The sequence below is a fragment of the Enterobacter sp. SM3 genome (assembly GCF_009811935.2).
Classification (GTDB): domain Bacteria; phylum Pseudomonadota; class Gammaproteobacteria; order Enterobacterales; family Enterobacteriaceae; genus Enterobacter; species Enterobacter asburiae_D.
Genome location: NZ_CP099971.1, coordinates 2,612,688 through 2,638,179 on the forward strand (window position 1 = coordinate 2,612,688; position 25,492 = coordinate 2,638,179).

The following is a 25,492-nucleotide window of genomic DNA, read 5'->3' on the forward strand; positions in this document are numbered from 1 at the left end:
AGGAAATTTCATCAAGGTGTGACAGAGGGCGCATTCCCCGTTAACTGGATTATAGACAAGGAGTTAGCCGCGAGAGACGGTATGCAGATTTCCTATGACAGGACACCGCGAAATATTCGCCGTGCCGTCATCAGGATAAGAATTGATTATTTAAATAACGCAGAAAAGATTATTCCATCATCGCGCTAATTAATTTTCCTAACTGAATGACCGCCTGTTCTTCTCGCTCTCCCCAGGCCCAGGAGGTATTAAAACGAAAGAACGGTGTCCATGCGTCAGAGGTGGAAAACATCTTTCCGGGGGCAATGCTGATGTGGTGCGTTAAGGCTTTTTCACTCAGTAGCCCCGCATCGAGCTGCGCCGGAAGCTCCAGCCATAAAAAGTAGCCGCTGTCGTTATGGTGGATTTTGACGCCGGCAGGCATATGGCGCAGAAGTGACTGCCAGGCCTGCTGCTTTCGCTCGGCGAGCGTCCGCCGCAGGCGGCGAAGATGGGCGTCGTAACGTTTAGTCGCCAGGTAATCCACCAGCGCCAGCTGCACGGGAGAGCTGGTTGAGAGCGTGCTCATCAGCTGCAGCTGCTGAATGCGTCGCGCGTGTTTTCCTGCCGCGACCCAGCCGATGCGAAAACCGGCCACCAGACATTTTGAAAAGGACGAACAGTGCAGCGTCATGTCCTGACGATCCCATGCTTTCGCCGGGAGCGGCTTTTCGCGGCCAAAATAGAGCTCGCTGTAGACATCGTCTTCAATCAGGGGGACATTGTGCTGCGTTAACAGCGCCACAAGCTGCGCTTTTTTCTCCGCGCTCAGCGTGAAGCCAAGCGGGTTCTGACTGTTGGTCATGATCCAGCAGGCTTTAACCGGGTACTCATTCAGCGCCTGTTCAAGGGCATTCAGGTCAATCCCCTCGCGGACATCCGTCGCAATTGACAACGCTTTGAGCTTCAGACGCTCCAGCGCCTGCAGCGCGCCGTAGAAACACGGGTTTTCGACTATCACCCAATCGCCCGGCTCGGTCACCGCCTGCAGGCTGAGATTGAGCGCTTCAAGTGCGCCTGCGGTGATCACGATCTCTTCCGGGGAGATGTTCATTCCCTGCTGCGCGTAGCGACGGGCAATGGCGTGGCGAAGATCGACGTTACCCGGCGGCAGGTTCTCAATCACGCTCATCGCCGTCGCGGTTTTGCTGACGTTCGCCAGCGAGCGGTTGAGCTGCTGCAGCGGAAAAAGTCGGGGATCGGGAAACGCGGAGGCAAAAGGAACAACGGACGGGTCGCGGCTGGCCTGTAAGACGTCGAAGATGTAGGTGTTAATATCCACCACTTCGTCACGCATCACCTGGGCAGGTGGAGCAGGCTGTTGTGCGGTCGGGCGCGAGGCAACGTAATAGCCCGACTGCGGTCTGGCGACAATGCGCCCCTGACTTTCCAGCATCTGATACGCGTGGCCAACGGTCATAAAACTCATACCGCTGCTCGCCACCTGCTCTCGCAGCGAAGGCAGCTTATCGCCCGGCAGCCATACGCCAAGCTCAATCTGCGAGATAATTTGTTGCGCCAGACGCTGGTATTTTTTCATCAGATTCTCCTTATGACCGACAGTGTATATCAGCAGGAGAAAAAGAGAAGATTTAGCTAACTGTTATTGTTCGCGAAATGAATTACTTACGGTACTCGGTAACGTGGCTTTGCGCCTGACGCGCAGCGGCCAGGTGATCGAGCGTAATCATCGACGATTTGCAAAAGATGCATTTCGCGCCGAGTGGGTTTTTCTCAGACATATCAAAGACTGAGGTACGGTACTGCGAGCCATGACAGCATGGGCAGCGAAAATGGATATAAGAAGTCATAGGATTCTCCTGAAACGTAAAACGTAAATTACTAATGGGCCGATTGGGCAATAATGGTTTTAAACAAAACGAATCGGAAAGTAGATAAAGACCCAAGAGAGGCTGCGGAGAGGCACAACGTGATGAGAACTGCTTTATAAAACTACGTCAGATATTTATTTGGACTCAAAACCAGAAGACCATTAACGCACGGCGCAGACGACAAGGCAAGCGGTTTTATGCGTAAAAATCATAAAAATACAGTTTTTATTCCTCAGTGCGAAGTATATCAGATGGTTAAAGCATGAAATTTATGCCAACTGTTATGGTTAAAAATCACTTTTCTGCGTCTGATAGTCCGAACTTCGCCCCTATACCATAACAGCACACCGTTTGACATTGAGGCTGTGCATGTTTGGTTTAGATGCTTTTCACCTTGCACGGATACAGTTTGCGTTTACCGTATCCTTTCACATTATTTTCCCGGCCATCACCATTGGTCTCGCAAGCTATCTTGCCGTACTCGAAGGGCTGTGGCTGAAAACAAAAAATCCGGTCTGGCGCTCGCTGTACCATTTCTGGTCGAAGATTTTTGCCGTCAACTTTGGCATGGGCGTGGTCTCCGGGCTGGTGATGGCCTACCAGTTTGGCACCAACTGGAGCGGATTTTCACAGTTTGCGGGCAGCATTACCGGCCCGCTGCTGACCTATGAAGTGCTCACCGCCTTCTTCCTTGAAGCCGGGTTCCTCGGCGTGATGCTGTTTGGCTGGAACAAGGTCGGGCCGGGTCTGCACTTCTTCGCCACCTGCATGGTAGCGCTGGGCACCATAATCTCCACCTTCTGGATCCTCTCGTCGAACAGCTGGATGCAAACCCCGCAGGGCTACGAGATCGTCAACGGACAGGTGGTACCGGTGGACTGGTTCGCCGTGGTGTTTAACCCCTCCTTCCCTTACCGCCTGCTGCATATGTCGATAGCCGCATTCCTGAGCAGCGCCCTGTTTGTGGGCGCATCGGCGGCATGGCATCTGCTGCGCGGGAATAATACCCCTGCTATCCGCGCGATGTTTTCGATGGCGCTGTGGATGACGCTGATTGTCGCCCCCATCCAGGCCATGGTTGGCGATATGCACGGGTTGAACACCTTAAAGCACCAGCCCGCCAAGATTGCCGCCATTGAAGGCCACTGGGAAAATCCGCCGGGTGAGCCTACCCCGCTGCTGCTGTTTGGCTGGCCGGATATGGAACAGGAGCGGACCCGCTTTGGGCTGGAGATCCCGGCGCTGGGGAGTCTTATCCTGACGCACAGCCTGGATAAACAGGTTCCGGCCCTCAAAGAGTTCCCGAAGGAAGACCGTCCGAATTCCACCATCGTCTTCTGGTCATTCCGCATTATGGCAGGCCTGGGCATGCTGATGCTGCTGCTTGGGGTAACGGCACTCTGGCTGCGCTACAAAAAACGCGTGTATTCGTCACGCCCTTTCCTGTGGTTTGCGCTGCTGATGGGGCCAACCGGGCTGATTGCCATCCTGGCCGGGTGGATCACCACCGAAGTGGGCCGCCAGCCGTGGGTGGTCTACGGACTCCAGCGAACGAAGGATGCAGTGTCTGCCCATGGTGACCTGCACATGAGCGTGAGCCTGCTGGCCTTCTTCGTCGTCTATACCTCGGTATTCGGCGTGGGTTACAGCTATATGGTGCGCCTCATCCGAAAAGGCCCGCAGCCGCATGAATCATTCGCCACCGAGTCCGACGGACGTCCGGCGCGCCCGCTTTCTGCCGTCACAACTGAACATAAGGAGCAGCCATAATGGGTATCGATCTTTCCATTATCTGGTTTGTCATTATCGTCTTTGCCACGCTGATGTATATCGTGATGGACGGTTTTGATCTGGGGATCGGTATTCTCTTCCCGGCAACGCAGAACGCCGACGATCGCGACGTGATGGTCAACAGCGTCGCGCCGGTCTGGGACGGAAATGAAACCTGGCTGGTGCTTGGCGGTGCCGCACTGTTCGGCGCATTCCCGCTGGCGTATGCGGTTATCGTTGATGCTCTCACCATTCCGCTGACGTTAATGCTGATCGGTCTTATTTTCCGCGGGGTGGCATTTGAGTTTCGCTTTAAAGCCACGCCGGCCCACCGCCCCTTCTGGGATAAGGCGTTTATAGGCGGTTCGATTCTGGCAACGTTTACCCAGGGCGTGACGGTAGGCGCCGTCATTAACGGCTTTACCGTCACCGGTCGGGCCTATACCGGCGGCCCCTTTGACTGGTTTACCGCGTTTAACCTGTTTTGCGGTGCGGGGTTGGTGGTGGCTTATGCGCTGTTAGGCTCTACCTGGCTGGTGATGAAAAGCGAAAACGCGCTGCAGCAGCGGATGCGAGAGGTATCGAAAACGCTGTTAATCGTGCTGCTGGCGTTTATTGCGGCGGTCAGCCTCTGGACGCCGCTGGCGCAACCGGCCATCGCTGCGCGCTGGTTTACGCTGCCGAATCTGTTTTATCTGCTGCCCGTCCCCGCCCTGGTAGTGATTTTTAGCCTGTACCAGTGGCGCTGCCTGAATAATCTCGACAGCCATAGCCGTCCGTTTATCCTGACATTGGGGCTAATATTCCTCGGCTTTAGCGGGCTTGGGATCAGCATCTGGCCGCATATTATTCCACCGTCGATCACCCTGTGGCAGGCCGCAGCACCGACGCAAAGCCAGGGCTTTATGCTGGTGGGCGCGCTGTTGATCATTCCCGTTATTCTGGTCTACACCTTCTGGAGCTACTACGTGTTTCGCGGCAAAGTTCAGCATGGGGAGGGTTATCACTGATGCAACAACCGGTCTGGAAAAGATTACTGTGGCTGGCCATTATCTGGGGCGGCAGCGTACTGGCGCTGGCTGCTGTCAGTATGCTCTTCCGTATGCTGATGACGGCGGCAGGATTTAAATCGCATTAACGCCATTCCGGGCAACCGCTGCGTTGCCCGGTACTTCCCCCCGCACTTTCAGATAAACCCCATTAACGCACGGCAGAGTATCGTTACACTGGAAAAAGATTCACAGTATTTATAGTTTGAGAAGAAAAATGAAAAAGCTCATTGCGTTAAGTGTTATTAGTCTTGTCCTTACCGGGTGCGTTAATCCGGGTAAAGCCTCCGTACAGCCGGAGCAACTTAAAAACCACCGCTTTGTGCTGGAAAATGTAAACGGTAAGGCCGTGAAGACCGCGACAACGCAACCTGAGATCGGTTTTAGCGCGCTGCCAGATATCAGCCTGGTTAATAACATCAGCGTTTCTGGCCAGATGTGTAACCGCTTCAACGGACAGGGGAAATTGTCCGAAGGCGAGCTTAAGGTTAAAACGCTGGCCATGACGCGCAAGCTCTGTACTGAACCGCAGCTGAATGAGCTGGATCAGGCCATCGGCGACATGCTGCGCAAAGGGGCGCAGGTCGACCTGACTGAGGACCAGTTAACGCTGGCGACAGCCGATAAAACGCTGATGTTTAAGCGTGCAGAATAATCAGTAGTTACCGCAGCTTCCAACGGCAAGCGACTGTTCACTACAGCGTTTGCCGTTTGGCAAGGCGCACATCCCAATAGCAGAACCATCAAGCTGGCGGGCGACAGACAGCGAACCGCCAATCATTGCGCAGTTGGCCTGGCCAGAACTGGACATCGCCGCTTTCATTCCCGGCGCCACGTGGGCTGCCGTTGCCTGCTGGACTGGCTCCCTGCTACATGCCGACAACAATAATGCGGCACACCCTACCAAAAATGCTGAGCGCATGCTCTCTCCCCCATGAATAATGCGAAACCTATGCATAATAGGCATCACATCCCGTGTCGTCGAGAGCAGAAGTGCGTATTTATGCGCTCCAGAAACAATTTCTCGCAATTTTTTCGCCAAAAGTTTGATCTACTCATTGATGGAGAGAATACCAAGGACACAAAAGCGAAAATCGTAAAATCCCGCATTTGCTAGAATACACTGATAATATTCAGGGTTTGTTGCCGTTATACAGACCCCTATTTTTTGCGCAATGTAAGGGTGTTGTCCTATGCAAACTATTGACGGTAATGGTGCAGTTGCCTCAGTCGCGTTTCGCACCAGTGAAGTTATCGCCATCTACCCGATTACGCCAAGTTCTACCATGGCCGAGCAGGCAGATGCATGGGCGGGTAACGGGTTAAAGAACGTCTGGGGCGATGTCCCGAGAGTGGTTGAAATGCAGTCTGAAGCCGGGGCGATTGCCACGGTACACGGTGCGCTTCAGACCGGCGCGCTTTCCACGTCGTTTACCTCCTCACAGGGATTGCTGTTAATGATCCCTACACTGTACAAACTCGCCGGTCAACTGACGCCCTTCGTTCTGCACGTTGCCGCGCGTACCGTTGCTACCCACGCGCTCTCTATCTTTGGCGATCACTCTGACGTGATGGCCGTGCGCCAGACCGGCTGCGCGATGCTATGCGCCAGCAGCGTTCAGGAAGCGCAGGACTTTGCCTTAATTTCGCATATCGCCACGCTCAAAAGCCGCGTGCCGTTTATTCACTTCTTTGATGGTTTCCGCACCTCTCACGAAATCAACAAAATCGTCCCGCTGGCCGACGATACTATCCTGAATCTGCTGCCGCAGGCGGAAATCGACGCGCATCGCGCCCGGGCTCTGAATCCTGAACACCCGGTTATTCGCGGGACATCGGCGAACCCGGATACCTATTTCCAGTCCCGCGAGGCCACAAACCCCTGGTACAACGCGGTTTACGACCATGTTGAGCAGGCAATGAATGACTTTGCCGCCGCGACCGGCCGGGAGTACAAACCGTTTGAGTACTACGGCCATCCGCAGGCGGAACGGGTAATTGTGCTGATGGGGTCAGCCATTGGGACCTGTGAAGAGGTAGTTGACGAGCTGCTGACGCGCGGCGAAAAAGTTGGCGTGCTTAAAGTGCGTCTCTATCGGCCGTTCTCGGCTAAACATCTGCTTTCGGCTCTGCCTGAAAGCGCCCGCGCTGTGGCGGTGCTCGACCGTACCAAAGAGCCGGGCGCACAGGCGGAACCGCTGTATCTGGATGTGATGACGGCCCTGGCAGAAGCCTTTAATCAGGGCGAACGTGAATCGCTGCCGCGCGTGATTGGGGGGCGCTATGGTTTGTCCTCCAAGGAGTTCGGACCGGACTGCGTGCTGGCGGTATTCAACGAGTTAAGCGAAGCGAAACCCAAGCCGCGCTTTACCGTCGGCATTTATGATGATGTGACTAACCTGTCCCTGTCGCTGCCGGAAAATACTCTGCCCTCGACCGCCAAACTTGAGGCGCTGTTCTATGGTCTGGGCAGCGACGGCAGCGTCTCCGCGACTAAAAACAACATCAAAATCATCGGCAACTCAACGCCGTGGTACGCCCAGGGATACTTCGTTTACGACTCCAAAAAAGCAGGCGGCCTGACCGTTTCCCACCTGCGCGTGAGCGAACAGCCCATCCGCTCTGCGTATCTCATTTCTCAGGCGGACTTTGTTGGCTGCCACCAGCTGCAGTTTATCGATAAATACCAGATGGCTGAGCGCCTGAAACCCGGCGGTATTTTCCTCCTCAATACGCCTTACAGCGCGGATGAAGTCTGGGCGCGGCTGCCGCAGGAAGTTCAGGCGGTGCTGAACCAGAAAAAAGCCCGTTTCTACGTGGTCAACGCCGCAAAAATTGCCCGCGAATGTGGCCTTGCTGCGCGTATTAATACCGTAATGCAGATGGCCTTCTTCCACCTGACCAATATCCTGCCGGGCGACAGCGCGCTGGTGGAACTGCAGGGGGCGATTGCTAAAAGCTACAGCAGCAAGGGCCAGGAACTGGTCGAGCGAAACTGGCAGGCGCTGGCGCTGGCACGCGAATCGCTGTTTGAGGTACCGCTGCAGCCGGTGAATGCCGCAAGTCCGAATCGCCCTCCGGTGGTGTCCGATGCGGCGCCTGATTTCGTTAAGACCGTGACGGCGGCGATGCTGGCCGGTCTGGGCGACGCCCTGCCCGTCTCTGCGCTCCCGCCGGATGGCACCTGGCCGATGGGCACCACGCGCTGGGAAAAACGTAACATTGCCGAAGCGATCCCCATCTGGAAAGAAGAGTTGTGTACCCAGTGCAACCACTGCGTGGCGGCCTGCCCGCACTCTGCTATTCGCGCCAAAGTGGTGTCACCAGAAGAGATGGAAGCCGCACCGGCCAGCCTGCATTCTCTGGATGTGAAATCCCGTGATATGCGCGGACAGAAATACGTTCTGCAGGTCGCGCCGGAAGATTGCACCGGCTGTAACCTGTGCGTCGAGGTCTGTCCGGCGAAAGACAGGCAGGATCCGGAGATCAAAGCCATCAATATGATGTCGCGTCTGGAGCACGTTGAAGAGGAAAAGGTCAACTATGACTTCTTCCTGAATCTGCCGGAAATCGATCGCAGCAAACTGGAACGTATTGATATTCGTACGTCACAGCTGATTACGCCGCTGTTTGAGTACTCCGGGGCCTGCTCCGGCTGCGGTGAGACACCGTATATCAAGCTGCTTACCCAGCTGTACGGTGACCGGATGCTGATTGCCAACGCAACCGGCTGTTCCTCAATTTATGGCGGTAATCTGCCTTCCACTCCGTACACCACCGACGCGAATGGTCGCGGTCCGGCGTGGGCAAACTCGTTATTCGAGGATAACGCCGAATTCGGACTGGGCTTCCGCCTGACCGTCGACCAGCACCGCGCGCGCGTGATGCGCCTGCTGGAGCAGTTTGCCGGGCAGATCCCTGCTGAGCTCAATGACGCGCTTCATGCAGTCGCGACGCCAGAAGAACGTCGTGAGCAGGTTGCTGAGCTGCGTCAGGCACTTCAGGGCGTGGCGGGAGCTGAACAGCTGCTGACCGACGCTGACGCCCTGGTCGAAAAATCAATTTGGCTGATTGGCGGCGACGGCTGGGCTTACGATATCGGCTTTGGCGGACTGGATCACGTGTTGAGCCTGACCGAAAACGTCAACATCCTGGTTCTGGATACGCAGTGTTATTCCAATACAGGCGGCCAGGCATCGAAAGCCACGCCGTTAGGCGCCGTGACGAAATTTGGTGAGCACGGTAAACGCAAGGCGCGCAAAGATCTCGGTGTGAGCATGATGATGTACGGTCACGTTTACGTCGCGCAAATCTCGCTGGGTGCCCAGCTTAACCAGACGGTAAAAGCCATCCAGGAAGCGGAAGCGTATCCAGGCCCGTCGCTGATCATTGCCTATAGCCCTTGCGAAGAGCATGGCTACGACCTGGCGCTCAGCCACGACCAGATGCGTCAGCTGACCGCGACCGGCTTCTGGCCGCTGTACCGGTTCGACCCACGTCGTGCTGACGAGGGTAAATTGCCGCTGGCGCTGGATTCGCGTCCGCCGTCAGATGCTCTGGCCGAGACGTTAATGCAGGAACAGCGCTTCCGTCGCCTTAACGCGCAGCAGCCGGAAGTGGCTGAGCAGCTGTGGAAAGACGCGGCGGCCGATCTGCAAAAACGCTATGACTTCCTGGCGCAAATGGCGGGTAAAGCCGAAAAACCGACCAGCGACTAGTTCCTCTGCCCGGCTTGTCCGGGCATTTTTTTGCCATAAAAAAAGCCCGGCGTATTCACACCGGGCGAATCCAGATAATCAATGAATATCTATTAAGTTTCCTTAATAGCATTCACGTTAATTATGGATGAATCATCTTAAAGGCATATAACGCCAGCAAGATTACCTTAATTAGCGCCTGATTAATAATTTCAATTTAATATAGTTACCTTTAAATCATTCATCAAATCAATGATCATTTCCGCCGATTTATTCGGTTTAGATTTTACTTAGTTCGTAACAATTATATTTTATTACTCTTACACAGGAGTGATTTAGCATGAGACAACTTTCTCATTCTGAAAGTTCAACAGGTAATTAAATAAAAACAACTGCAAAGGAATATCACAATGCAAAGAAAAGTACTGGCTCTGATGATTCCGGCTCTGTTAATAGCTGGCTCTGCACATGCAGCAGAAATTTATAATAAAGACGGTAACAAATTAGATCTGTACGGAAAAGTAGATGGCCTGCACTATTTCTCCGACGATAAAGGCGCTGACGGGGATCAAACCTATATGCGTCTGGGCTTCAAAGGTGAAACCCAGATCAACAACATGATGACCGGCTACGCGCAGTGGGAATACAACATTCAGGCCAACAACACCGAAGGGTCTGATAATCAGTCCTGGACGCGTCTGGCCTTCGCCGGTGTGAAGGTGGGCGACTACGGCTCCTTCGATTACGGTCGTAACTATGGCGTGCTGTACGACGTGGAAGGCTGGACCGATATGCTGCCTGAGTTCGGTGGCGACTCCTACACCAAAGCCGACAACTTCATGACGGGCCGCGCCAACGGCGTGGCAACCTACCGCAACACCGACTTCTATGGTCTGGTGCAGGGTCTGAACTTTGCGCTGCAGTATCAGGGCAAGAATGAAGATGCCAGCAACAATCAGGAAGGCACCAACAACGGTCGCGACACGCGTCACGAGAATGGTGATGGCTTCGGTATTTCTACCACCTATGACTTCGGCATGGGAATTACTGCGGGTGCAGCCTATACCTCTTCTGACCGAACCAACGAGCAGGTGATGAATACCACAGCGGGTGGTGACAAAGCGGATGCATGGACGGCGGGTCTGAAGTATGACGCCAATAACATCTACCTGGCGGCAATGTATTCTGAAACCCGCAATATGACCCCGTATGGTGATAATACCGACGCCGTGGCGAACAAAACTCAGAACTTCGAAGTGACCGCGCAGTACCAGTTCGACTTCGGCCTGCGTCCAACCCTTTCCTACCTGCAGTCTAAAGGTAAGGACCTGGGCAACGGTCAGGGCGATCAGGATCTGGTTAAATACGCTGACGTAGGCGCGACCTACTACTTCAACAAAAACATGTCCACCTACGTTGATTACAAAATCAACCTGCTGGATGAAGATGACAGCTTCTACAAAAACAACGGCATCGGCACCGATGACGTCGTAGCGTTAGGTCTGGTTTACCAGTTCTGATTGTCAGAGCCCGCATTATGATGCGGGCTCGCTTGTTTTTTTGAGGTCCGTCACAAAAGGCAGTTTCAGAAAGGGATTGGTTGAGGGTAAGTTGAAAGAATGCTGGTTAAACTCAGGTGATAGCCCTTTCGTCACTAAGGATAACTGCGTTGTTTGGTCGTATATCCCTTACCGTACTAACCCTTTTAGCCATGCTGTGGATGGCGTTAATTTTTGATTTTGGTGATATTGTCGGGCATCTCGGTGCGCTGTTAAACCATCTGGATGGTAGTTAACTATTATCCCTGGAAACAAAAAGCCACCAGCAGTGCCGGTGGCGGGTAAACGCACAGGTCGCGTTATTTTTTCACAGGCTGAGGCTTTTTATCCCCTGACTCAGGGGCCTCACGCGGATCGTCTTTTTCAACACAAAGCATAGTTTCTCCTGTTTCAGATAACCACCCTCCACTATAGCCAGGCTGATTAAAGAGTGGCCAGGCGGCAATCATGCCTGCTCTTCCCCTTTCTCGCGAAAAGTAAGATAGCCAAATACTCCACTTTCCCCATCCGTGGGATGGTTGACACCGTCCATCACGGTTACCTGCGGGAAATCAAACGGAGAAACGCTTTCAAAACAGGCGACGTTCACGCCGTATTCATCAGGATTAGAACGCCGCTGGTGGAACGTGTAAATTCCGCACACCGAGCAAAAGAAATGCCGTGCCGTTCCCGTGTTAAAGCGGTACTCGGTGAGCTTATCTTCACCTTTGGTCACCGTAATCCCCGACAGCGGCGCAGAGACGACCACCGCGCCTCGCATTCGACAAAAAGAACAGCTGCAGCGCCGCGCGGTGTTCAGGCCATCGGTAAGCTCAACGGTGAATGCCACCGTGCCGCAATGGCACTTCGCATTACGTCTTTCAGCCATGGGCTATACCCCTTTTCTCACCAGCTCGGCGGCTTTCACGAAAACCTCGTCTTCTACACCATCGCCTTTTTGCCTGCCGAGCCTGACCAGCTCATCGACAATGCTGTTGCGATGGATCGGTTTTTGCGCTGAAACCAGCCCAATAACGGCGGCCCCAATCGCCAGCCCCACTAATCCGGTTTGTTCATCTTTGTTTTTCATATTCATGCTCCTGGTACAACAAACAAGCGTAGCAGGAATACGGTAAAACGGAATGCGGGACACATGCTCTGTGAATATTATTTAAACAGTTCAGACAGGTACGACTTCTAAAATCGACAGATACGAATGGGTGTCTATTATTTTGCTCAACTTCAAATTGCTCTGTTCAAACAAGGCCTGATACTCAGCCTCTGTTCGTGCCCGTCCCCCATCAAAGCTTGTTAACAGAAGAAGGTCAATTTCAAATCGTCCCAACTCATTATTTTCTTTTTTAATAAGCGGCTCAAAAACTAATAGTCGGGCGTTTTCTTTCATAGCCTTTCTGCAGCATTGAAGGATCTGAATGGCCTTCTCATCAGGCCAGTCCATCAAAATATACTTAAGCAGGTAAATGTCCGCTACAGGACAGGCTTCAAAAAAGCTGCCCTCAACGGTCTCCCATCGACGATTATCCTTTAACAGGTGCAGTCGATTCCGCTCAAGCACGTCTTTTTGATCGAAAAGGATCCCCGTTAAGGTCGGATTTCGACGTAAAACGGCCAGCAATAAATTCCCCAGCCCACCGGCGATATCGACAACGACAGCGTTTTGAGGGAACGAATAGCTATCCGCAATGACTTCATTCTCTACGGATGACATAGAGGCCATACCGGCATGAAAAATGTTGCTGTCAGCCCCACTATCGTCATGCTGCCAGTAGTCGTAAAAAGGCCTGCCAAACAATTCATTAAAAACAGGTTTACCTTGCACTATCTCATCCATTTTAGCCGCTGGCTGCCAGAATGTTTGGTCTGTTAGCATGAGCACCGCCGCACGCAAGGAAAATTCATGCTCAGAACAGAGGAATTGTGCTGAATGACTCAGACTGTATTCAGTTTCAGAGAATTCGTTGAAAACTCCACGAGAGGACAATAAGCGCATGATTCGATGAAGATAGTCAACGTCAACATTCAATTCCTTCGCCAGTTGCTTGACGGATTTTTTTCCTTCAACCAGACGATCTGCGACACCTAATACCGCGACCGCCCGAAGCGCTGCCTGCCAGACAAAACCCATGCTTTGCTCTAACAGACACATTCCTTCTTTACGGCTTAGTAAATCCAGACTATTACGTTGCGACATTTTCTGCTCCTTACCAGTGATAAAACACCGTTAGCAAGCGTAAGTCTGGTAATGCGCTTTATCCATAACGTCAGAAAGTATTATTTATGCGGTTTAGTACCGTTTAGCATACAGCTCATTTAAATACGTAAACAAACAGGGCCACTTACCCTTTACATTGATTAGTAACGCATTAAAACTATTAACTTAGAGATGATTGCGTTTCATCCCCAAAAAAACACCTGTCGTAATACAGGCATTTCATAGCTAGAATCTCGGTGCCAGTCCATATTTTGGCGTTTTGATATTTGCCGCCCAAATTTTGATATCATTTTGCAGGAGAATAGTGAAATCAGATTTCAGGTGCATCACCATGCTATTGACGCTTTCCGCATCCACCACTGAAAAATGCTCAATTCTGTTTTGCCCTATCTGGACACAATTATATTTTGCGGGCAGCACTTTACCATTCACATTCAGCGGTAGATTATTCTCACCACAGCGACCTTCCGTAATATATGACACGAGCAAATTAGCGGATTTCCTTCCAGGCTGGGATACGCTCACCATGACGGGATAACCTGCCGAGGTCTGCGTCATATCGTAAAGCACCGCATTTTTTATATACCAGGTATTATATTCCCGCTCCTGAAAAGCGGACCAGGCAGGCGCAGAAAAAAGCGCCAGCACTGCCAGCATAATAGATACTATTTTCATGGGATGTCATCGTCCGTGGTGTTGCACGTATTATTCAGATTGTGCAAAAAACAGCAACAACTTAAGAATAGTCCTACTACTATTGGCAGTGATGGAGGGTTAATTAACGATACGCGATGCGGTCTGTCTCCTGTTGCTAACGTATGTTCACTTTATTTATTCCGACTGGCCATTCGGATCGCTTCCAGGCCGACGCGCTGTCCGAATGACAGCTCTAACGTATTTCCATCGGGATCGGCAAAAAAGACATAGTAGCCGACGGGATCGCCTACATTCTCAGGCGCCTTCCTAAGCACACCTTCAGCGGTGGCCATCTCGGTTTTTCTGTCAATTTCTTCGCGGGTCGCGCAGGCAATACCCAGATGCCCGAAGTTACCCAGCGGCGTGTCGGTCACGGTATCGGCTTGTACCAGAACCAGTGCAAAAGGACGGGTATAGTCGCTAAGCCATGCTACTTTTCTTGCATCAGGCATGTCGGGTTCACGCCAATGAATGACCTCCATACCGGCATAGCGACGATAGAAGGCAATACTCTTTTCCAGAGTCCCTGACCATAAACGCGACATGAGTGAAACCTACATCAATGTCTTTCATTTTAAGATGTTACTCCTTTATCAACGTGGTGCTGACATCTTAAAAGCTCAAGTTAACTTGATGTCAATACCCTCATAACGAAGAAACAGGAGAGAAATGGTAAACCGCCGCCATCACGGCGATGCTGACGACAATGCTTAAGAAAAAGTAGGTTTTAAAGGGCTGCTTTTGCGTTTTATGGCGAAAAAGCTGTTGCCCCGCAATGGCGCCAGGCCAGCCTCCGGTCAGGCCAAATACCAGCAACGTCGCTTCCGGAACCCTGCGCATCCCCTTACGCGCCGCCATTTTATCGGCACCATATATGACCATTGTTAGCACATTGATCAACAGAAACCAGACGACCACAGGATTCGACGATAAAAGGCTGCCGAGCGCAGCGAATATCAGGAGTAAGTAACAAAAGCGATTGAGGGTCATTGAATGCGTCACTGGGTTGTTGAGCGGTTTTGGGATACGCATTATACCCTATCTTCGTCAGGTGCTGGATAAACCTCATTCCACCCTCACTTTAACTTTAGGCTTCGATAAGAGGACTTTGACCAGCTCCTTGTAAGGTAGAGGTTTGTAGAAGAAGAACCCCTGTAAAAAACGGATGTTATTGCGGATCAGGTAATCAAGTTGATCTTGTGTCTCAACCCCTTCCGCCACAATACTAATTGAAAGTTTTTTTGCCAGTTCCAGTACCGAATCCAGGATCAGGGTTGAATCCTCATTGGCGTTAACCCTGGCAACAAAACTTTGGTCGATTTTAATATAATCAATATGCAGTTCTTGCAGGTAGGATAGACCGGAATATCCCGTGCCAAAATCATCCAGCGCAATGGCAAATCCGTTGTTATGCAGCTCATTCAGCGTCCTGACGAGATGTTCATCGATGTGGAGCGGTTCGCGCTCGGTTACCTCAATGACAAGGTTAAGATCCTGTCGAATAAAACTGTGTTTGTAGTGGAGACACTCTTCCACAAAGGTGGACGAAACAATATGAGAAGCGCTGAAGTTAATCCCTACATGAAACCCTTCTGGCAACAAGGTTGAAATTGAATTCATATGCGCAGCAACCTGACGCATTAAGCTCTGGGTTAAAGGAATAATTAAGCCAGATTTCTCCGCGAGGGGAATAAATGAAGCGGGAGAAATAAACCCTGACTGCGGATGCTTCCATCTGGCCAGCACTTCCACACCTCGCAAGGTTCCCTCTCTGCCGCTAACAACCGGTTGGTAATAGGGCGTAATTTCATTTCTGTAAATGGCGGTACGCAGTGATTCTTCTGGTGAAACATCTTTAGAGAGATATCGCTGAAGTATATAAGCAGATAGGGTCGATATTATCAGCAGGAATAGCACCACGCCGCCAGCTCGATTGAGCAATCTCTTAAGGCTGAAAAGGACTGGAGAGTTAACCTGTATCTCGAAAGGATAAGCAGAGGCTTTTACCGTCAATACCTCTTTCTTCGAATGGTCTGCCGTCGCCACATCGCCTGTCAGGCCCAAAACGGTATTGCCTACTCGAAGTGAATATTCAACGCCATTTAATGGCATATCCAGTGCATCCCGGATATGGCTGTCGCTGATGCTAACGATGATTCGGCTTCCGGCGTGATTGGCCTGGTATAGAAGCACAGGAAGGCCGTTGACGGTACTTCCCGCAGGGACGAGTAGCAATGATGATTCTGGCAGTATTGAACTGTTGACCAACAACACGCGGTTGCCTGGTAAAGAAGAGCACCAGACCGCTTCATTTTTCAGAATAACGATCGTTCTCAGGTGAGGCTGTAATGCAGCCTCAGTGCCTAGCCGATATTGTCCTTCCGCATCACACTCATTCTCAGCAAGTTGCTTCGCCAACTGAGTTGCATGACGGGCTTCTTTAAGAATGACATTCATGTTCCGCACGACATAGTGCGCCCCTGCAAGGCTGTCAGCCCGTGCAGAATACCAAACCTGTAAATTGATGATAAAAACGCCCAGCAAAAATATTGCCGTGGCTGCAGCTACGGGGATAGATGCATGGCGCATTTAGGGTTCTCGATTAGCGTGTAGTAACCGCTTCAACGATGCTGAAGTGATTGATTTGTCATCTTCTTAATCATGGTAGATAACCTCATAATTACCATGTCAGGCGTCGAAAATTTTCGTTCAGACCAGAATATTGGGTCCGCGCCCATGGCGCAATAAACGACATAATCGAGGGGTAACAAAAAGGCCACCGAATGGCAGCCCTGCTGATACGTTTTTATTAATAGCGCTTTGGAGCGTTGACGGGCGTTCTTTCTGACCAGTCAGGCCTCTCGCCAGCCATGATTGCACGCTGCTGTGATGGCGTCACAGACTGGGTTATTTCTGGCATAACCTTGTATTCGGGTTGTTGAGGTGGACTGAGAACCAGATCAGAGCTACAACCTGACAGCAGGAAAAAGGCCAGTAGAGATGAATTAAGCTTGAACACGTAAAACCCTTCCAATGGGATAAAATTTTAAAAAAAAGCGTGGTGCCGAACATACATAGCCTAATCAAAATATATTCACAAGGTCAATGCGTGCAACCCTTTTTCCTGCCCCGGATTCGCAAAGACGAACATCAAGCCGACGACTTTTTATCGAGAATTGACATCAGATTCAACGTGACTGTAACGAGCCCAAGCAGCCACCCGGATGGCTAAAATAACATTTGCTTATCAATTCAGTCCGTGCCTTAATGATTTAGTTCGATGCAATACCGAATACCCTTTTTTACCCGGCAGTCCTCATAACCAGGCGCTATCGCTGATATCCCCTCCTTTTGAGTCCATACGTTTTGTCATTTCTTATCATTTAAAGAGTCTTTAAAAGGAGTATGTATGTCTTCAAGAATTCAAGGTCTGGTTAAGTGGTTTAATGAAGATAAAGGCTTTGGCTTCATCTCCCCGCTTGATGGCAGTAAAGATGTTCTTGTTCGTTTCTCTGCCCTGCAGGGAGAAAGCTTTAATACACTATTTGAAGGTCAGAAAGTCGAATTTGCGATTCTAAGCGGCGATAAAGGCCCTGCTGCTGCAAATGTCATTCTTCTGGACAGATAATATTATCAATGGCCCGTGATTACCAATGAGGTTTTCTGAGTAAACGGGCCCTGGATTATATGACTGTTATTGATATCAACAGTCAGCATATTTTCTTAACGAGTGCGCTAAACAATGTGATGAAGTGCAGAACTGCTGCATGAATGGTCTAAAACTCAACGCTAACTCATTTTGTCAACTACTTTGGTTTAGAATCGTTGAGTAGATTTAAACAAAGCGTGGCAGTACGGGCAGACAAGTTGAGCGCCCTTTTGCACGCGATTAAAACTATGCTCTGAATCTTTAGAACAATTTGGGCATGAACATTTGACTAAATGATTTCGATGGGATTGTGTATTTTTACGTCCAGACATAGGCATCTCCTGATTTTACGGATTGCCACAATACACGTTAAAGCTAAAAAATGCTTGCTTTAGTTTTCGAATGTGCCCAAAAAACACAAGGTGGTTTATGAAGAATGTCATCGTTTTTTTCAATGGGAAACCTGGTAAAGTAGTCACGGTACAACAAGGCGTTACGTCCGTAAGGCAGGAGTATCCGGATGGAGAAGAAATATACCTTCAGATTATGTCTGCAGGTTTCCCGTCTTTAACCGGCGATCGCAGCTTTGTCTACGTTGCCTCTGATAGAGAACTCACCTCTCAGAAGATACTTGATGCCGCAAGAAACCATTTGTGATATGCGTTTCCGGCTAAACCTCAGTAAAATCGCCAGTATTTTTAGAGAGCACCTTTAGGATTTATCTTTTTAATTAAAATAATAAAAAGGTCTTACTATTAAAGCCTGCTAAATGCAGGCGTTTTTTTAAAACCTAAAATCATACCCTGCCTCGCTTTTATTTACACAGCACAGACTAAAACTCGACACTTCTTTTCATTAAAGTTTTGTTCTTTGCAGGAACTAATGCAAAAGAAATGGGTCAAATGAAGACACTTACCAGAAAAGATTATTTTATGACATCTTATATTGTAGTAACCACTGTTGCCGTTGTGATGGGGTTGATAACGTTGAGTTTGATTAAAGTTTGGATCAGCACGTCGAACAATCCTGACAATCTGTGACCTCATCGCAAGCCGCTTAAAGTGAGGCTACTTCCGCTTCGGGTAAATCAATGATAACCAGTGTGCCAAAACTGCCTGTTTCTACAGTATGGGGAGTGCCAGCTTTGGCTACATAAAGCTGTCCAGACGTTACAGAGATGTTTTTACCCTTCACGCTCAGTTCCAGACGTCCATCAATGACCAGTAACCCCTCGTCATATTCATGAACCTCTTCAATCACTGAGCGTTCATCCATTCGTAAAACTTTGAGATTTGCAGTTCCAATGCGGCCTAATACTTGAGAGTGCCAAGTTTCGGGTATTGCAAGTGCTTCAGTTTTGAGGTCATAAAGCAGCATAACGTCATTCCTTTTTGATGTTCGTTTAACGCTCTTATGCCACATAAGTTCCCTGCCGTCATATAACAATTATGGAAAACCAGTACGAGTAAGATGCTATAGGAGGTCCTGAAACCACAGCGCACTCTGTGACGCGCGCCGTGGGTAATGTGAAGAATCATCTCGATTTGTTGTACACTGAATGGCGTCAGGATCCACGATTAAAGGTTATCCAGCTCATATACGGTTCGTTCATTAACGATATTGCCCGTATTCAGAGTCGATTTGGGCTCCAATAAAACGACGCAGCACTCTTCTGTTAATGCTTCCGGACAATGCTCGACTCCTTTCGGTACAATAATAAACTCACCCTCATCAATAATGATATCACCCGTTCTTAATCCCATTCGTAAACGACCGCTGACAACCAGAAAGAGCTCGTCCTCATGTTCATGATGATGCCAGTCAAACTTTCCGGAGAATTTAGCCAGTTTGACATACTCGTTATTAATATCACCGACAATTTTTGGACTCCAATGTTCGCTGAAAAGATTAAAACTTTCTTTCAAATTAACTTTACGCATTCTTTATCTCCGTCTTATATGTTTAGTCTGAGTGGATATGTTTTGTCATAAAAAAGCGCCGATAACGGACTGCATGTCGCTCATTCTTTAGGACGATATTCAGGACCAAGAAAGAGACTCCAGTGGACTATAGAATAATCGGTCGTCTGATGGCCCACTCCCCGGTCGAATGCCTGGCAAAAATAAAGATTGATGTAGCGATGAGGCTGTTCGAAATAACAATACAGTCAGCGCGCACGCAGGACAACGGGTTTCCTGGTTACGTAAACAGAAATTTATCTACGTGCAATCAATGTATTGAATTCAATTGTTTTTATATTTTAAAAAATTCTCCACCTCGTTTCAGAACATCGCTTTTGTTTCTTTAAGTGAACAAATACTCGGAACTCCGGCGTTTTATCTTGCGTTTCCTTGCAAGAGGATGGCGTGGCGGAGTTAGCCTGGCTCGAGGTGGGACATCACCACCGTTGCGCTAATTGCCGTTTCCGTTGAGATGTATGCATGCGCAACCTCCGCGGAGAAGGCATAAAAATCCCCAGGTTCTAATCTGATCACCTCATGCTGGCTAAAGCGCAATAGTAAGATCCCGCTGTGAACAAGAATATGTTCATGTGTCCCGTCTGAATGTCCGGCACTGTGAATGGTTACCCGCGGATCCATTTGTAGTAACCAAATTTCAGAGGTATTTCCGGGGCCGATGCGGAATTTCATCATTTGCAAATACTCGTCTTGCGAGGAATGATATTTTTCAAAACAAGGGTACATCCTGCTGCTGCCACTCAGCAAATCGCCAACCGGTAAGCGTAATGCGGTGGCGATAGCTGCCAGCGTATCATCGCGAGGGCTTGAGGCCCCTGACTCCAGTTTGGATAATGCCCCCTTTGAAACCCCTGACAATTTAGACAGATCGTTTAAAGAAATCCCCCGGGACTGCCGCAGGCGTCTTATCTTATTGCCAATATTTAATGACAACGCAGCAGGTTTATCATGTAGTGAATCAGTCATTATTCCGTCCCTCTGCGAATGTGGCGTTCTAATACAAATGAATGCCCCACCCTGTAGTGAATTGGTTCGGACATAACGATGCTGTCACCGAGCGGCCCATAGCTTCCTAAGAAAAGCATCACTATTCATGTCGGGACAGTTCAAATTAAATCCGGTATAACGTTTTTTTCATCGATGTACAAGAAGGGGTTTCGATGTCTGAGGTAGAGGAAATTAAAAGGAGATATCCCGGCGCAGATGCCTGCCAAATGGGTGACAGCCCGGAACTGGCAACCGAGCTTGCGCGATTGATTAAACAAGGGATTAAAACGGCCTCATGCGGATCTTTTGCGTCTTTCTCGCAGGATATGTCTACTCCAGGGATAGGCGGCTACAGCATAATTCTTGATGGCCAGAATATCCCGGTCTGTGTGATCCGACTGGTTTCAATGCGACTGGTGCGTTTTTGCGATGTTAATGAGGAGTTCGCTCGCAAAGAGGGTGAAGGTGATTTGAGCCTTGAATACTGGCAGAAAGAGCATCAGCGGTTTTTCTTTCGGGAAGGCCATTTTTCTGAAGAGATGGAACTGATCGCAGAAGAATTTGAATTGGTAGAGGTGCTGTAAGCTGAGATAACGTGGCAGAGTTGTATCTGCTACCTCAGCAGGCTTACCTATATTAGGCTCATACACTACGCATTCCGTATCGTAATGCCGTCCTATTCATCTTTAATTCCTCTTACATGAAGATAATCCCTTCGTTGAACTCGTCCCGATAAAATAACGTAGCACAATGTTAGTTACCCCCGCTTTGGCACACAGGAGAGCATCAGAGCTGTGAGTTGTTTTCATGCCCCGGATGCGTAATGGCTAACAGAAAGCCTACTACGCTTTATCCAGTATCAATTTCAGATTCTACGCCGCTGTAAAACGTGCTGGTATTCGCCGCCGGAATCCGTACCATACGCGGCATACAATTTTTGCCCCTGCTGGCTCCGAAGGTAGTACTCAATGCAAGAGAATCAAGAGATTAACAAAAAAGAGCAATACAACCTCAACAAACTGCAAAAGCGACTGCGCCGTAACGTGGGCGAAGCCATTGCAGACTTCAACATGATTGAAGAAGGCGATCGCATCATGGTTTGCCTGTCAGGGGGTAAAGACAGCTATACCATGCTGGAGATCCTGCGCAATCTTCAGCAAAGTGCACCGGTGAAATTTTCGCTGGTGGCGGTCAACCTTGACCAGAAACAGCCGGGTTTCCCGGAGCATATTCTGCCGGAATACCTCGAGAAGCTGGGCGTTGAGTACAAAATCGTCGAAGAAAATACCTACGGCATTGTGAAAGAGAAAATCCCGGAAGGGAAAACCACCTGCTCACTTTGCTCTCGTCTGCGCCGCGGCATTCTGTATCGTACCGCGACGGAGCTGGGCGCGACCAAAATTGCGCTGGGCCATCACCGCGACGATATCCTGCAAACGCTGTTCCTCAACATGTTCTACGGCGGCAAGATGAAAGGCATGCCGCCTAAACTGATGAGCGATGACGGCAAACACATTGTGATCCGCCCTCTGGCCTACTGTCGTGAAAAAGACATTGAGCGTTTTTCTCAGGCTAAAGGATTCCCGATCATTCCATGTAACCTTTGCGGCTCTCAGCCGAACCTGCAGCGTCAAGTGATTGGCGACATGCTGCGCGACTGGGATAAGCGTTATCCGGGTCGTATCGAAACCATGTTCAGCGCGATGCAGAACGTTGTCCCTTCCCATCTCGCGGATGTTGAACTGTTCGACTTCAAAGGCATCAACCATGACTCAGACGTGGTGAATGGCGGCGATCTGGCGTTTGACCGGGAAGATATTCCCATGCAGCCTGCCGGCTGGCAGCCGGAAGAAGATGATAGTCAGTTTGAAGAGTTGCGTCTGAACGTGCTTGAAGTGAAGTAAGCGATTAGCGTCTCAGAAACATTTTCTGAGACGCTTCATTCTTTATTTCAGCAGACGTACGCGACAGGTTTTACCCTTAATTTTCCCGTTCTGCAGCTGCTTCCATGCCTTATGGGCCACCGCCTGGCGAACCGCTACGTAAACATGCGCCGGATGGACCGCAATCTTACCAATATCCGCCCCGTCCAGACCCACATCCCCGGTCAGCGCGCCTAATACGTCCCCTGGGCGCATCTTGGCTTTTTTACCGCCATCAATGCACAGCGTCGCCATTTCGGCTTCCAGCGGCACCAGGCTGACGCCAGCAGGGGCATTCATCCAGTTGAGCTTAATCTGCAGCATCTCAGAGAGAATGTTGGCGCGCTGCGCCTCTTCCGGTGCGCAGAGGCTGATCGCCAGACCGCTGTTCCCTGCACGTGCGGTACGGCCAATACGGTGCACATGCACTTCAGGATCCCACGCCAGCTCAAAGTTCACCACCAGCTCAAGGGATTTAATGTCCAGACCGCGCGCAGCGACGTCGGTTGCGACAAGAACACGGGCGCTGCCGTTTGCGAAACGAACCAGCGTCTGATCGCGATCGCGCTGTTCCAGATCGCCATGCAGCGACAATGCGCTCTGCCCGGCGGCATTGAGGGTATCACAGACCGACTGACAGTCTTTTTTGGTATTACAGAACACCACGCAGGACGCAGGCTGATGCTGGCTCAGCAATTTCTGCAGAAGCGGGATTTTCCCCTGCTGCGAGGTTTCAAAGAACTGCTGCTCGATGGCGGGCAGCGCATCTACGCTGTCGATTTCAATGGTGAGTGGATTTTTCTGCACGCGCCCGCTGATGGCGGCGATAGCGTCCGGCCAGGTTGCAGAGAACAGCAGCGTCTGGCGATCGGCCGGAGCGAAACGAATCACCTCGTCAATCGCATCGCTGAAGCCCATATCCAGCATCCTGTCTGCCTCATCCATCACCAGCGTTTGTAACGCGTCCAATGAGACGGTGCCTTTTTGCAGGTGATCCAGCAGGCGGCCAGGCGTGGCGACAATAATGTGCGGCGCATGCTGGAGTGAGTCACGCTGCGCGCCGAACGGCTGTCCGCCACAGAGGGTTAAAATCTTGGTGTTGGGCAGGAAACGCGCCAGGCGACGCAGTTCACCCGCAACCTGGTCTGCCAGTTCGCGGGTCGGGCACAGCACCAGTGACTGGGTCTGAAAAAGCGCCGCATCGATGTGCTGCAACAGGCCAAGGCCAAATGCCGCCGTTTTCCCGCTGCCCGTTTTCGCCTGCACGCGCACGTCACGGCCCTCGAGGATGGCAGGCAACGCGGCCGCCTGAACAGGCGTCATCGTGAGGTATCCCAACTCGTTGAGGTTATCGAGTTGGGCGGCGGGCAGAACATTCAGGGTAGAAAAAGCGGTCACAATAGTCTCTCGTGGTCATCTTTGCGGTCAGATGGCGCGTATCCTCGCAGATCTCGCGGTCCGATGCGACAATTTAATCGGTTCTTCATCTGGCGGCGGGTCGGGCATCGGCTGTGGGCGCGGGATGGGATCGGGCATTGGCACCGGATCGCTGGGGATAGGATCGGATTGACGCGATTGTTGCACTAGCAGAGCGTTCAGGATGCTCATCATTCCCTCCAGAATTTGCTGTCGTCCCTTTTAGGGTAGACGCTGAGAATCAGGAGGCAAAAAAAAGCCGACTATGAAGTCGGCGTCGTACGAATCAATTGTGCTATGCAGTAATTCAAAAAAGGAAGTAAGACAATATGGAGCGCAACGCCCATCGCTTGACGTTGCATTCACCTGCGGGAGTAATATTGCACCTTACGGGGTAGATGTTTATTGACTTCGCTCAATTAAAAGAGCGTTTTGATCCCGGCAAAAGAACAAAAAAGCGTAAATTTACAGCCATTTACTACGATGCAACCACCATGCAACACCACCAATCAAAACAACTAACATGACACAAAACGCGGTAAAGCCGTAGCGATACGCGCCCCCCGGAATTCCTCCCAGGTTTACGCCAAACAGCCCGGTAAGAAACGTGCTGGGTAAAAACACCATCGCCATCAGGGACATCGTATAGGTTCTTCTCGCCAGCGACTCCTGCATCACCTGCGCGATTTCGTCCGCCATCACCGCCGTTCTGGCAATACAGGAATCAATCTCGTCCAGCCCGCGCCCCAGCCTGTCGGCAATATCCTGCATTCTGCGTCGCTGATCGTCATTCATCCAGCTGAGCCTTTCGCTGGCAAGACGCGCGTACACGTCTCGCTGCGGCGTCATATAGCGGCGCATCACAATCAACTGCTTACGCAACAGGGCCAGAAAACCGCGCGGCGGGATCTGCTGATCGAGCAGGTTATCTTCCAGGTCGATGATTTTGTCGTGCAGCTCTTCAATAAACTCGCTCGCATGATCGGTAAGCGCGTCACAGACGTCCACCAGCCAGCTACCGCAGTCAACCGGCCCGGTGCCCTCTTTCAGATCGTTGACGATGTCATCCAGCGCCAGAACTTTACGCTGCCGGGTGGAGACAATCAGCCCATCGTCCATGTAGACACGCATCGCAACCAGCTGATCCGGACGTTCATCCGTGCTGCCGTTAATACAGCGCAGGGTGATCAGCGTCCCGTCCCCCATTCGGCTCACGCGGGGCCGCAGGCTTTCACCTGCCAGCGCATCGCGCACGTTATTAGGCAAGAGCGGAGTCGAGGCCAGCCAGTCAGCGCTGTCCGGGTGGGTGTAGTTCAGATGTAGCCAGCAGGGATGCGCACTGTCGATCACATCATTATCTTCCAGCGGTCGCGCACCGCCGCGACCATCCAGCACCCACGCAAAAACTGCGTCTGGAACGTTAAGTTCAGATCCTTTAATGCTTTCCACCGCGCCTCCACCTTTTTAACTCTTTCGGTGTCAGTCTAGCTGTCATCAGGGGTTAAGCAACAACTATGTATCCCATCGCGCTGATATCGTTCAGGAAATGTACATGCTGTGCGTTTTGCCCGGCGGCGCTACGCTTGCGTGGGCCTACTGTGAAAGGGGTAATGTATTGATATTGTTGCAGAGTGTAGGCCGGGTAAGCGCAGCGCCACCCGGCAAGAAAAGCGGCGACATGATTG

The 25,492-nt window shown here is 50.9% G+C and carries 28 protein-coding genes and 2 pseudogenes; 12 read left to right on the plus strand and 18 right to left on the minus strand.

Annotated elements, in window-relative coordinates:
* Positions 1-169 precede the first annotated feature (169 nt).
* Positions 170-1,579: a PLP-dependent aminotransferase family protein gene (locus tag GVO84_RS12290; protein WP_121423877.1), complete on the minus strand. Its 1,410-nt coding sequence runs from the start codon at positions 1,577-1,579 to the stop codon at positions 170-172.
* A gap of 82 nt (positions 1,580-1,661) precedes the next feature.
* A complete protein-coding gene (locus GVO84_RS12295) occupies positions 1,662-1,850 on the minus strand; it encodes a hypothetical protein (protein WP_023335881.1) in 189 nt (62 codons plus the stop codon).
* A 390-nt stretch (positions 1,851-2,240) separates the two neighbouring features.
* Between GVO84_RS12295 and GVO84_RS12300 the strand changes: the two genes are divergently transcribed.
* The 4 genes from GVO84_RS12300 (at position 2,241) to hslJ (ending at position 5,345) form a co-directional block, all read left to right on the plus strand.
* On the plus strand, positions 2,241-3,641 hold the full coding sequence (locus tag GVO84_RS12300; RefSeq protein WP_032647488.1) for a cytochrome ubiquinol oxidase subunit I: 1,401 nt from the start codon (positions 2,241-2,243) through the stop codon (positions 3,639-3,641).
* A complete protein-coding gene (gene cydB, locus GVO84_RS12305; protein ID WP_159514303.1) occupies positions 3,641-4,651 on the plus strand; it encodes a cytochrome d ubiquinol oxidase subunit II in 1,011 nt (336 codons plus the stop codon). The genes GVO84_RS12300 and cydB overlap by 1 nt, the downstream gene beginning before the upstream one ends.
* Entirely contained in the window at positions 4,651-4,779 is a 129-nt protein-coding gene (locus tag GVO84_RS12310; RefSeq protein WP_008501283.1) for a DUF2474 domain-containing protein, read from the plus strand. The genes cydB and GVO84_RS12310 overlap by 1 nt, the downstream gene beginning before the upstream one ends.
* Positions 4,780-4,907: 128 nt before the next feature.
* Complete coding sequence (hslJ, locus tag GVO84_RS12315) at positions 4,908-5,345, plus strand: heat shock protein HslJ (protein WP_159514304.1); 438 nt, start codon at positions 4,908-4,910, stop codon at positions 5,343-5,345.
* Here the strand turns inward: hslJ and GVO84_RS12320 are convergent, their stop codons facing one another.
* Positions 5,346-5,612, minus strand: a complete 267-nt coding sequence (locus GVO84_RS12320; protein WP_159514305.1) for a putative hemolysin — start codon at positions 5,610-5,612, stop codon at positions 5,346-5,348. It lies immediately after the preceding gene.
* Positions 5,613-5,883: 271 nt separating this feature from the next.
* On the opposite strand from GVO84_RS12320, the gene nifJ reads away from it, so the two are divergent.
* On the plus strand, positions 5,884-9,408 hold the full coding sequence (gene nifJ / locus GVO84_RS12325) for a pyruvate:ferredoxin (flavodoxin) oxidoreductase (RefSeq protein ID WP_159514306.1): 3,525 nt from the start codon (positions 5,884-5,886) through the stop codon (positions 9,406-9,408).
* A 389-nt stretch (positions 9,409-9,797) separates the two neighbouring features.
* Positions 9,798-10,907 (plus strand): porin OmpC, encoded by a 1,110-nt coding sequence (ompC, locus tag GVO84_RS12330; protein WP_159514307.1) that lies wholly within the window; start codon positions 9,798-9,800, stop codon positions 10,905-10,907.
* Between the two features lie 338 nt (positions 10,908-11,245).
* Here ompC and GVO84_RS12335 read toward each other — a convergent pair whose 3' ends face one another.
* The 8 genes and pseudogenes from GVO84_RS12335 to GVO84_RS12370 form a co-directional block, all read right to left on the minus strand.
* Positions 11,246-11,323: a hypothetical protein gene (locus tag GVO84_RS12335; RefSeq protein WP_223239581.1), complete on the minus strand. Its 78-nt coding sequence runs from the start codon at positions 11,321-11,323 to the stop codon at positions 11,246-11,248.
* Positions 11,324-11,391: 68 nt separating this feature from the next.
* Complete coding sequence (locus GVO84_RS12340; RefSeq protein ID WP_159514309.1) at positions 11,392-11,814, minus strand: GFA family protein; 423 nt, start codon at positions 11,812-11,814, stop codon at positions 11,392-11,394.
* Positions 11,815-11,817: 3 nt separating this feature from the next.
* On the minus strand, positions 11,818-12,015 hold the full coding sequence (locus GVO84_RS12345) for a hypothetical protein (RefSeq protein ID WP_023312007.1): 198 nt from the start codon (positions 12,013-12,015) through the stop codon (positions 11,818-11,820).
* A gap of 90 nt (positions 12,016-12,105) precedes the next feature.
* The gene (locus tag GVO84_RS12350) at positions 12,106-13,137 is read right to left on the minus strand and encodes a methyltransferase (RefSeq protein WP_159514310.1); all 1,032 of its coding nucleotides are present in this window, start codon (positions 13,135-13,137) and stop codon (positions 12,106-12,108) included.
* Positions 13,138-13,383: 246 nt separating this feature from the next.
* Positions 13,384-13,833, minus strand: coding sequence for a hypothetical protein (locus tag GVO84_RS12355; protein WP_159514311.1), 450 nt, complete (start codon positions 13,831-13,833; stop codon positions 13,384-13,386).
* A 152-nt stretch (positions 13,834-13,985) separates the two neighbouring features.
* Positions 13,986-14,427 (minus strand): annotated as a pseudogene (locus tag GVO84_RS12360) (VOC family protein).
* A gap of 72 nt (positions 14,428-14,499) precedes the next feature.
* Complete coding sequence (locus tag GVO84_RS12365; protein ID WP_159515641.1) at positions 14,500-14,844, minus strand: DUF1294 domain-containing protein; 345 nt, start codon at positions 14,842-14,844, stop codon at positions 14,500-14,502.
* Between the two features lie 75 nt (positions 14,845-14,919).
* Positions 14,920-16,443, minus strand: a complete 1,524-nt coding sequence (locus GVO84_RS12370) for an EAL domain-containing protein (RefSeq protein WP_159514312.1) — start codon at positions 16,441-16,443, stop codon at positions 14,920-14,922.
* Positions 16,444-17,263: 820 nt separating this feature from the next.
* Between GVO84_RS12370 and GVO84_RS12375 the strand changes: the two genes are divergently transcribed.
* Complete coding sequence (locus tag GVO84_RS12375) at positions 17,264-17,482, plus strand: cold shock domain-containing protein (protein ID WP_032656808.1); 219 nt, start codon at positions 17,264-17,266, stop codon at positions 17,480-17,482.
* 188 nt (positions 17,483-17,670) lie between these two features.
* Here GVO84_RS12375 and GVO84_RS12380 read toward each other — a convergent pair whose 3' ends face one another.
* The gene (locus tag GVO84_RS12380) at positions 17,671-17,841 is read right to left on the minus strand and encodes a YnfU family zinc-binding protein (protein WP_306432126.1); all 171 of its coding nucleotides are present in this window, start codon (positions 17,839-17,841) and stop codon (positions 17,671-17,673) included.
* A gap of 91 nt (positions 17,842-17,932) precedes the next feature.
* On the opposite strand from GVO84_RS12380, the gene GVO84_RS12385 reads away from it, so the two are divergent.
* Positions 17,933-18,160: a hypothetical protein gene (locus GVO84_RS12385; RefSeq protein ID WP_159514313.1), complete on the plus strand. Its 228-nt coding sequence runs from the start codon at positions 17,933-17,935 to the stop codon at positions 18,158-18,160.
* 275 nt (positions 18,161-18,435) lie between these two features.
* Positions 18,436-18,543 carry a YnaM/YnfT family protein gene (locus tag GVO84_RS12390; protein WP_353511636.1) on the plus strand — a complete coding sequence of 36 codons (108 nt, stop codon included), beginning with the start codon at positions 18,436-18,438 and terminating at the stop codon, positions 18,541-18,543.
* Positions 18,544-18,559: 16 nt separating this feature from the next.
* On the opposite strand, the gene GVO84_RS12395 is transcribed toward GVO84_RS12390, so the two are convergent.
* The 3 genes from GVO84_RS12395 to GVO84_RS12405 form a co-directional block, all read right to left on the minus strand.
* Positions 18,560-18,880 (minus strand): cupin domain-containing protein, encoded by a 321-nt coding sequence (locus GVO84_RS12395; protein WP_159514314.1) that lies wholly within the window; start codon positions 18,878-18,880, stop codon positions 18,560-18,562.
* Between the two features lie 200 nt (positions 18,881-19,080).
* Entirely contained in the window at positions 19,081-19,443 is a 363-nt protein-coding gene (locus GVO84_RS12400; RefSeq protein ID WP_159514315.1) for a cupin domain-containing protein, read from the minus strand.
* Positions 19,444-19,878: 435 nt separating this feature from the next.
* Positions 19,879-20,448 carry an XRE family transcriptional regulator gene (locus GVO84_RS12405; protein ID WP_159514316.1) on the minus strand — a complete coding sequence of 190 codons (570 nt, stop codon included), beginning with the start codon at positions 20,446-20,448 and terminating at the stop codon, positions 19,879-19,881.
* Between the two features lie 194 nt (positions 20,449-20,642).
* On the opposite strand from GVO84_RS12405, the gene GVO84_RS12410 reads away from it, so the two are divergent.
* The 3 genes and pseudogenes from GVO84_RS12410 (at position 20,643) to ttcA (ending at position 22,373) form a co-directional block, all read left to right on the plus strand.
* The gene (locus GVO84_RS12410) at positions 20,643-21,053 is read left to right on the plus strand and encodes an ASCH domain-containing protein (RefSeq protein ID WP_121423902.1); all 411 of its coding nucleotides are present in this window, start codon (positions 20,643-20,645) and stop codon (positions 21,051-21,053) included.
* 217 nt (positions 21,054-21,270) lie between these two features.
* A pseudogene (locus tag GVO84_RS12415) lies at positions 21,271-21,402 on the plus strand (site-specific integrase); the annotation flags it as partial.
* A 35-nt stretch (positions 21,403-21,437) separates the two neighbouring features.
* Positions 21,438-22,373, plus strand: coding sequence for a tRNA 2-thiocytidine(32) synthetase TtcA (gene ttcA, locus GVO84_RS12420; protein WP_121423904.1), 936 nt, complete (start codon positions 21,438-21,440; stop codon positions 22,371-22,373).
* Positions 22,374-22,415: 42 nt separating this feature from the next.
* Here the strand turns inward: ttcA and dbpA are convergent, their stop codons facing one another.
* From dbpA to zntB, 3 genes are all read right to left on the minus strand, one after another.
* Positions 22,416-23,789: an ATP-dependent RNA helicase DbpA gene (gene dbpA, locus GVO84_RS12425; protein ID WP_121423905.1), complete on the minus strand. Its 1,374-nt coding sequence runs from the start codon at positions 23,787-23,789 to the stop codon at positions 22,416-22,418.
* A gap of 27 nt (positions 23,790-23,816) precedes the next feature.
* Entirely contained in the window at positions 23,817-24,002 is a 186-nt protein-coding gene (locus tag GVO84_RS12430; RefSeq protein ID WP_423257738.1) for a hypothetical protein, read from the minus strand.
* Between the two features lie 270 nt (positions 24,003-24,272).
* Positions 24,273-25,256 carry a zinc transporter ZntB gene (zntB, locus tag GVO84_RS12435; RefSeq protein WP_121423909.1) on the minus strand — a complete coding sequence of 328 codons (984 nt, stop codon included), beginning with the start codon at positions 25,254-25,256 and terminating at the stop codon, positions 24,273-24,275.
* Positions 25,257-25,492: the final 236 nt, after the last annotated feature.